Source organism: Aeromonas diversa CDC 2478-85 (assembly GCF_000819805.1).
Lineage (GTDB): Bacteria > Pseudomonadota > Gammaproteobacteria > Enterobacterales > Aeromonadaceae > Aeromonas > Aeromonas diversa.
The window spans coordinates 60,889-66,700 of sequence record NZ_CDCE01000011.1 but is presented as its reverse complement, the minus strand read 5'-3'; the positions used below and the strand labels follow the sequence as shown (position 1 = coordinate 66,700).

8 protein-coding genes and 1 pseudogene are annotated in these 5,812 nt (G+C 63.0%); 4 read left to right on the top strand and 5 right to left on the bottom strand.

What is annotated here, in order from left to right:
- The coding region (locus BN1121_RS02810) for a DNA gyrase subunit A (protein WP_043597152.1) at nucleotides 1–1,175 on the top strand (1,175 nt) is incomplete at its 5' end.
- 48 nt (nucleotides 1,176–1,223) lie between these two features.
- Here BN1121_RS02810 and BN1121_RS19670 read toward each other — a convergent pair.
- Nucleotides 1,224–1,667: a hypothetical protein gene (locus BN1121_RS19670; protein WP_152424596.1), complete on the bottom strand. Its 444-nt coding sequence runs from the start codon at nucleotides 1,665–1,667 to the stop codon at nucleotides 1,224–1,226.
- Nucleotides 1,668–1,925: 258 nt separating this feature from the next.
- Nucleotides 1,926–2,102 (bottom strand): annotated as a pseudogene (locus tag BN1121_RS02805) (IS5/IS1182 family transposase); the annotation flags it as partial.
- 178 nt (nucleotides 2,103–2,280) lie between these two features.
- On the opposite strand from BN1121_RS02805, the gene BN1121_RS02800 reads away from it, so the two are divergent.
- Both BN1121_RS02800 and BN1121_RS02795 read left to right on the top strand, forming a co-directional pair.
- The gene (locus BN1121_RS02800) at nucleotides 2,281–2,607 is read left to right on the top strand and encodes a hypothetical protein (RefSeq protein WP_005346556.1); all 327 of its coding nucleotides are present in this window, start codon (nucleotides 2,281–2,283) and stop codon (nucleotides 2,605–2,607) included.
- 99 nt (nucleotides 2,608–2,706) lie between these two features.
- Nucleotides 2,707–2,919, top strand: a complete 213-nt coding sequence (locus BN1121_RS02795; RefSeq protein WP_005346554.1) for a hypothetical protein — start codon at nucleotides 2,707–2,709, stop codon at nucleotides 2,917–2,919.
- 46 nt (nucleotides 2,920–2,965) lie between these two features.
- On the opposite strand, the gene BN1121_RS02790 is transcribed toward BN1121_RS02795, so the two are convergent.
- Nucleotides 2,966–3,346, bottom strand: a complete 381-nt coding sequence (locus tag BN1121_RS02790) for a nuclear transport factor 2 family protein (protein WP_005346551.1) — start codon at nucleotides 3,344–3,346, stop codon at nucleotides 2,966–2,968.
- A 122-nt stretch (nucleotides 3,347–3,468) separates the two neighbouring features.
- Nucleotides 3,469–4,191, bottom strand: a complete 723-nt coding sequence (locus BN1121_RS02785) for an SDR family oxidoreductase (protein ID WP_005346547.1) — start codon at nucleotides 4,189–4,191, stop codon at nucleotides 3,469–3,471.
- 122 nt (nucleotides 4,192–4,313) lie between these two features.
- On the opposite strand from BN1121_RS02785, the gene BN1121_RS02780 reads away from it, so the two are divergent.
- Nucleotides 4,314–5,135, top strand: a complete 822-nt coding sequence (locus tag BN1121_RS02780; RefSeq protein ID WP_005346544.1) for a LysR family transcriptional regulator — start codon at nucleotides 4,314–4,316, stop codon at nucleotides 5,133–5,135.
- Nucleotides 5,136–5,190: 55 nt separating this feature from the next.
- Here BN1121_RS02780 and BN1121_RS02775 read toward each other — a convergent pair.
- Nucleotides 5,191–5,812: SLC13 family permease (locus tag BN1121_RS02775; RefSeq protein ID WP_197065736.1), on the bottom strand; the 622-nt coding region annotated here is incomplete at its 5' end.

Below are 5,812 nucleotides of genomic sequence, written 5' to 3'. Positions count from 1 at the left end.
ACAAGGTGCTCTCCCGCCTGCACATCCTCGAAGGCCTGCTGATCGCCTACCTCAACATCGATGAGGTGATCCACATCATCCGCACCGAGGATGAGCCGGGCGCCGTGATGATCGAACGCTTCGGCATCACAGAGACCCAGGCCGAGGCGATCCTCGAGCTCAAGCTGCGCCATCTGGCCAAGCTCGAGGAGTTCAAGATCCGCGCCGAGCAAAAAGAGCTGGAAGAGGAGCGCGGCAAGCTCGAGCTCATCCTCGGCTCCGAGCGTCGCCTCTCGACCCTCATCAAGAAGGAGCTCTTGGCCGACGCCGAGAAGTACGGCGACGATCGCCGCACCCCCTTGGTGGAGCGCGCCGCCGCCGTGGCCCTGACCGAGAAGGAGCTCACCCCGAGCGAGCCGGTCACCGTCATCCTCTCGGCCGCGGGCTGGATCCGCGCCGCCAAGGGGCACGACGTAGACAGCGCAGGCCTCAGCTACAAGGCCGGCGATCAGTTCCTGTGCGACGCCCTGGGGCGCAGCAACCAGCAGGCGGTGTTCCTCTCCACCCTGGGGCGCAGCTATTCGCTGGAGGCACACACCCTGCCCTCGGCCCGCAGCCAGGGCGAGCCGCTCACCGGTCGCTTCGCCTTAAGCCCGGGCGAAGAGGTGCACCATGTGGTGATGGGCAGCGAGCAGGAGCCCTATCTGCTCTCGACCGATGCGGGATATGGCTTCGTCTGCAGCTATGAGGACATGATCGGTAAGAACAAGAACGGCAAGGCGCTGCTGTCGGTGCCGGAGGGGGGCCAGGTGCTGGCGCCGCAGCCCATCAAGAGCCCGGACAGCGATCTCTGCATGGCCATCTCCAACGAGGGGCGCATGCTGCTGTTCCCACTCTCGACCCTGCCGGTGCTTGGCAAGGGCAAGGGCAACAAGATCATCAGCATCCCCTCGGCCCGGGTGAAGGCGCGCGAGGAGTTTGTCACCCAGCTCGCCGTGGTGCCCGCCGGCCAGTCGGTCACCCTGTTTGCCGGCAAGCGCAAGCTGACCCTGAAACCTTCTGATCTCGAGTACTACCGTGGCGAGCGCGGCCGCCGCGGCGCCAAGCTGCCCCGTGGCTTGCAGCGGGTGGATCGCATCGAGATCGAACCGGTCGCCGGCGCCGAGCCGGTGGCCGGGGAAAATCAGGAAGGGTAATGAATAAGGGCGCAAAAGCGCCCTTCTATATATTTTTTTTCATTGTATTTAGAATGGCATCCCGCCATTTATGACGATGGTGGAAGTCGTTGCATTGCTACCGGAAAGATATATTAGAAAATGACCTTGAGCAACCATGAGTTGCCCTCTTCCGATACCATCAGAGGCTACAACATCTATTTGACCAGACCCTTCAAAACTAGGAGCTTTCGGTGGTAAGCAAAAACTTGCCGTTTGTTTTGGTGATAATTTGAATGGGGTGTTCAACGCAATAATATATTTATTTGAAACAATCTCCCCCAAGTATTCAACACCATCCTCTTTAAATGTTCTAAAAGTGGCATCAACATCAACATCTGCTATGTTTGTCATATAGAAACAGGTCCTTGAAGACTGATTCCCTCCGGAAGACTTACTATTAAAAGGTACATATGCCGTATTGGCAAAAGAATGAGAGCTAATTATTATTGCAGCCAATAAAACTTTTTTCATATTCTAAACCAGAAATTTAAATGATAGATTTTCGTTCGAGGAAATGGAATTTTATGACAAATCCAACTCAGTTTGTGCGACTGGTTGGCCACAAAACATGAACTTATAGACTTGGCAAAATCATCTATACTATAAGCGATAGGGTTCGACTCGAACAAGTCCCTTGCGTGAGATCGTGAGTCCCACTTGGCATCAGGGATAGGCGTTGTTGATCAAATCAGTCGTTGGATAGTCGTTTCCCATCCCGTCGATGGCCACTCAATTCACTGGCTGGCGAACAGGCATACCAAGCCCTATCAGCTTGTTCATCACCTTCACGCCAGCCAGGATTTCGCCCACCTGGGCGTTGTAGCTCCGCAGGCTCATCTTCGGCCCGATGAGTTGCTTGAACCGGTACATGGCGGTCTCGGCTGTCGAGCGCTGGTGATAGCCGGCACCGAATTGGGACACCCACCATTCTGAGCGCCGCGTAGCGGCTAACTGACTTGCAAAGCCCCCTTCGTCACTGTCGGGTGTGGTATTGCCCCCCTATCTGTTCCTTCTCCTTTCCATGTATTATGGTCAGCCTCAATTGAGGCGAGTTGTCGCCATTGGTAGAAACAAGGAAAGTGAGATGATGAAATGTGCTCCGCTACTGTGGTTGGTCGCTTGCATAGTGCCGCTGCATGCCGAACCCCTCCAGCCGGTGCAGGAGGGAACCCTGGCCAACCAGCAACTGATCCGGGATGCCATGGTCGGTGTGGCGGGCCAGGTGGCCGCGTTGGGCTGCGATGCGCCGCAGCGGTTTGTGCCCGTGGTGTTACAGCTTCCCAAGGGGGAGCCCGGCAGCCGGTACTGGAAAGAGCGTTGGGAGGTCGAGGGGTGTGGCAAACGCTATCCGGTGGTCATGGATTTTCGTGAGACCGGCATGGAGAGCGCCATGTGGAGCATTGTCCCCTGAGCCACCCAACTCGCCGTTTGAGTGCCTGGCGTGTGGGCTGCCAACCACAGTTCCCGGGCCTAAACTGGAAGAGAGTAACCGAGTGCCAGGAGGCCAATCATGGAAACGGAGAAAGCCATCGGGCTTATCGAGGCCCACGGGGCCTTTCACGGGGATCACTACAGCTTTAACAGCGACGAGTTTGTGCAGTGGTGTGAAGAGGATGCCCACCAGCGCCTGACGCTGGATCAGGCCAACCATGACCTCTCGCCGTTTTGCATCCGGGTCGGCTATTCGGAGCCGGTGCGGATGTGGCGCTACTACCTCACCTAGTCTCTCGGGGGATGCGCCGACATACAGGGGGCCTGGGCCCCCTGTTTCATTGTGGGCTCGGCAGATAGACCTCCTGCCACAGGGTGATCAGACCGCGTTCGTCAAAACGCAGCAGCAAGATGGCCTCGAAACGCTCTGTCTTGCCGGTCAGGCGTGTCACGCTCGCCTGCATCGCCAACACGGCGCTGCCCGGCTCGCAGACCCACTCCTGCACCCGATAGTCGATGGTGGCGATGCTGGCCCGAAACCCCTGCAAGAAGGCGAGGTAGCCGGGCCGGTCGGTCTGGTACTCCCGGCCGTTGGCGCGCACCGTGAAGTGCTCTGCAAAGCGCTCGCCGATGGCCGCCTCGTTCAGCGGCGCCTCGGCGCGCAGGTGGTGGCGGTTCCAGGCGAGCAGCTCCTCTGCCCACTGTCGGCTCTGAATCATGGGGTCTCCTTGTGTTGGTACCACTCGAGCGCCACTCTACCCGGCCGGGCGGCGCGCCTCCACTGCCCGGACGGGGGCAACAAAGAAAGGAGCCGTTAAGGCTCCTTGATGGGGTGGGGCGCTTAAGGCTCCTGGCGGGTGGCGGCCAGCACTATCTCGCGGATGCACAGGTGCTGGGGCTGCTCGTAGGCAAAGCGCACCGCCTCGGCGATATCCTGGGCCGAGATGACGCCGCCCATGTGCTCCTTCCACTGATCGTAACCGGCTTTGATCTCATCGCTGCTGGTGTGGCTCAGCAGCTCGGTCTCGGCCGCGCCGGGGGCGATAGTGATGACGCGCACGTCCTGCATCGCCACCTCTTCGCGCAGGTTCTCCGAGATGGCGTGCACGGCGAACTTGGTGCCGCAGTAGGCGGCGTGGTTCGGGAAGGTCTTGCGCCCGGCGATGGAGCTGATGTTGATGATGGTGCCGTGACGGCGCGCCAGCATGCCCGGCAGCACGGCGTGGATGCCGTTGAGCACCCCCTTCACGTTCACATCCAGCATGCGGTCCCACTCGCTCGGGTCCTGCTCGGCGAGCTTGCCGAGCAGCATCTGGCCGGCGTTGTTGACGATAAGATCGGCCGGGCCAAACCGGGCTTCTGCCTCGGCCAGCGCGGCGGTCAGGGCGGCGCGATCGGTCACATCCACCTGGCGGCACAGGGTGTTGGGGAGCCCCAGTGCCTCGAGGCGCTCGATGCGGCGCGCCAGCAGCAGTAGGGGATAGCCGCGCTCGGCAAACAGCCGGGCACAGGCGGCGCCAAAGCCGGAGCTGGCGCCGGTGATCACGATAAGGGGCTGGGTCATGTCGGATTCTCCACTCAATCAGAAATAGGAAGGCTTGATGCCTTTTGCGCTGGAGGCCACTATAGAGAGGCAAAATCCCGGTGAAAAATGGCTTTTTTCACTCTCTGACATAGGTCTTTTCTATGGATATTCGTCCCCTGCGCGCCTTCGTCGCCGTCTTCGAGGAGCGCAACATCACCGCCGCCGCCGCGCGTCTGTTCATCACCCAGCCCACCCTGTCGGCCACCCTCAAGGGGCTTGAAGAGGAGCTCGGCACCGCCCTGTTCACCCGTCAGGCGCGCGGGGTCGAGGCGACCGAGGCGGCGCGCCGCCTCTATCCCGGGGCCAAGCGGCTGATCGGCGATGCCGAGGCGCTGGCGCGCTCGTTGCGCGCCGCCGAGCCCCACCTCGAGCTCACCGTCGGCATCGAGGGGGAGCTGGGGGCGGAGCTGGTGAGGACGCTGAGCGCTCATCTGGCCGCCATCGAGGGGCTGCGTTTCACCCTGGCAGAGGGGTGCTGCGGCGATCTGCGCCTGGGCTGCGAGTCGCTGCGCTGCGAGGACGAGCTGTTTTTGCCCCTGCTCGAAGAGCCCTTCCTGCTGGCACTGCCGCCCGGCCACCCTCTGGCCGGAGAGGAGGCGCTCGCCCCCGAGCAGCTGGCCGGGGAGTGCTGGGTGATGTGCCCACACCACTATGCCCAGCAGCGGCTGCTCGCCATCCTCGGCAATCAGGCGCCGGTCTGGCCCCAGCACGCCGGCACCCTGGCCCTGGCCGCCCGCATGGTGGCCGCCGGGGTCGGCATCGCCTGGCTGCCGGCGTCGCTCATCGCCCCCGGCTGCGCTCGGGTGGCCCTGGCGGCGCCGCCCCTCAAGCGCCGCCTCGGGCTCTGCTACTCCCCCGATGCCCTGCGCCTGCCAGCGGTGGTGGCCCTGATGGCGCGCCTGCGCGCCGATGTGGCCCCCTGAGGTGCCGGCGAAAAAAGGGCCATCCCACGGGATGGCCCTTTATCCTCTGAGCGGCTTACCCCAACCAACCGAGCAGGCGCCACCAGAGGTAGTCGAGGGGCAGCAGGGCCACGAAGGTGAGCAGGGCCAGCGGCAGGGTGACTCTTAGCAGCTCGCCGAGACGCTCCCCCGAGAGCTGCATGGCGACGATGAGCGGCCCCACCTGGTAGGGGAAGATGACGGTGGAGAACCCCACCACCTGGGTCATCAGCACGGCGGGCAGCGACAAGCCGGAGGCGGCCGCCAGATCCGGCGCCATGGGGGTGAGCACGGTGGGCACCCCGGGGATGGTGGCCACCAGCCCGGTCAGGGCCGCCATGGCCGAGAGGGAGACGAAGTTGGTGGCGTCGTGGCCGGGGGCCAGGGGCAGCCAGCGCTGCAGGGCGCCGCCCACCTCGGCGCCGAGCCCTGAGGCGTTGACCAGGGCGCCGAGGCCGAGCGCGCCGGCCACGAACAGCACTATGCCGAAGTCGATGGCGCCGTTGAACGCCTTGGGGGGCACCACGCCGATCCGCGGCAGCAGCAACACGATGGCGGTGACCAGCCCGACCCAGGCGGGGTTGATGCCGTGTAGGCCGTCGGTCATCCACATGCCGAGGGTGAGCAGCAGCAGCAGGGCGACCCGGCGCCGGGTCGCC

What these genes read in the sequence shown, in the direction of transcription:
- BN1121_RS19670 (WP_152424596.1), bottom strand. Translation starts at nt 1,667, where the DNA reads ATGAAAAAAGTTTTATTGGCTGCAATAATAATTAGCTCTCATTCTTTT.
- BN1121_RS02800 (WP_005346556.1), top strand. Translation starts at nt 2,281, where the DNA reads ATGATGAAATGTGCTCCGCTACTGTGGTTGGTCGCTTGCATAGTGCCG.
- BN1121_RS02795 (WP_005346554.1), top strand. Translation starts at nt 2,707, where the DNA reads ATGGAAACGGAGAAAGCCATCGGGCTTATCGAGGCCCACGGGGCCTTT.
- BN1121_RS02790 (WP_005346551.1), bottom strand. Translation starts at nt 3,346, where the DNA reads ATGATTCAGAGCCGACAGTGGGCAGAGGAGCTGCTCGCCTGGAACCGC.
- BN1121_RS02785 (WP_005346547.1), bottom strand. Translation starts at nt 4,191, where the DNA reads ATGACCCAGCCCCTTATCGTGATCACCGGCGCCAGCTCCGGCTTTGGC.
- BN1121_RS02780 (WP_005346544.1), top strand. Translation starts at nt 4,314, where the DNA reads ATGGATATTCGTCCCCTGCGCGCCTTCGTCGCCGTCTTCGAGGAGCGC.